1 protein-coding gene is annotated in these 657 nt (G+C 39.6%); it reads right to left on the bottom strand.

Going from position 1 to position 657, the window contains the following annotated elements; translation table 11 throughout:
• Positions 1–158: 158 nt before the first annotated feature.
• Positions 159–518 carry a LysE family translocator gene (locus tag Q1A48_RS22060; RefSeq protein WP_366523468.1) on the bottom strand — a complete coding sequence of 120 codons (360 nt, stop codon included), beginning with the start codon at positions 516–518 and terminating at the stop codon, positions 159–161.
• Positions 519–657: the final 139 nt, after the last annotated feature.

Genomic DNA, 657 nt, shown 5'->3' with positions numbered 1-657 from the left:
AAAGCGAGAAGTCTACGGGCAACTGGCCGCTTTTTCTAGCTCCATTGAGATATGCACTTACAAGTTGAATCTAGGCCCCAAAGAAAAGCCAAATGCCCACACATGGAAAGGCTGCGATAAAAAACACCAAAGAAATCAACAATACCTGAGCGTATATATCAAACGAAACTACCGTATAAGCCGCAACAGCTCCTTTTAGGGTTTAACCACTGACACAGTGCAGCTTGAAAGAACGTAAGTGGCTTTGTACTCGTACCCTGAAGCTCAGAAGGCTTGGACCTGGCAACCAGCCATGAATGATAGAGTAAATAGGCAACACCAAGAATTTTTATGCCTTCATGCATTAATGGAAATTTTTTACAAAGAACACCCAAGCAAATGCAAATGACCATTAAGAGGAAACCAATACAGATTTCCAAGAAGTGCGGAAAACTCCTTTTTGTTCCATAGTTCATTCCCGAAGCCATTATCATCACATTATTTGGTCCAGGTGTATTGGTTATGGAGAACGCAAACATAAATACCGTTGATATAAGTTCTATTCTTTTCATTTCCCGGTAGCATAATATGATTTTTAAAGGTGGTAGTGTTCAGAATTCTGTGTCATTTCTTTATCATTAGCAAAAAAGAGATGACCTATGACCAAACCTACTTTCG

The organism is uncultured Microbulbifer sp. (assembly GCF_947489355.1).
Classification (GTDB): domain Bacteria; phylum Pseudomonadota; class Gammaproteobacteria; order Pseudomonadales; family Cellvibrionaceae; genus Microbulbifer.
This window is presented reverse-complemented; position numbering and strand designations above follow the sequence as displayed.

What these genes read in the sequence shown, in the direction of transcription:
- Q1A48_RS22060 (WP_366523468.1), bottom strand. Translation starts at nt 518, where the DNA reads ATGTTTGCGTTCTCCATAACCAATACACCTGGACCAAATAATGTGATG.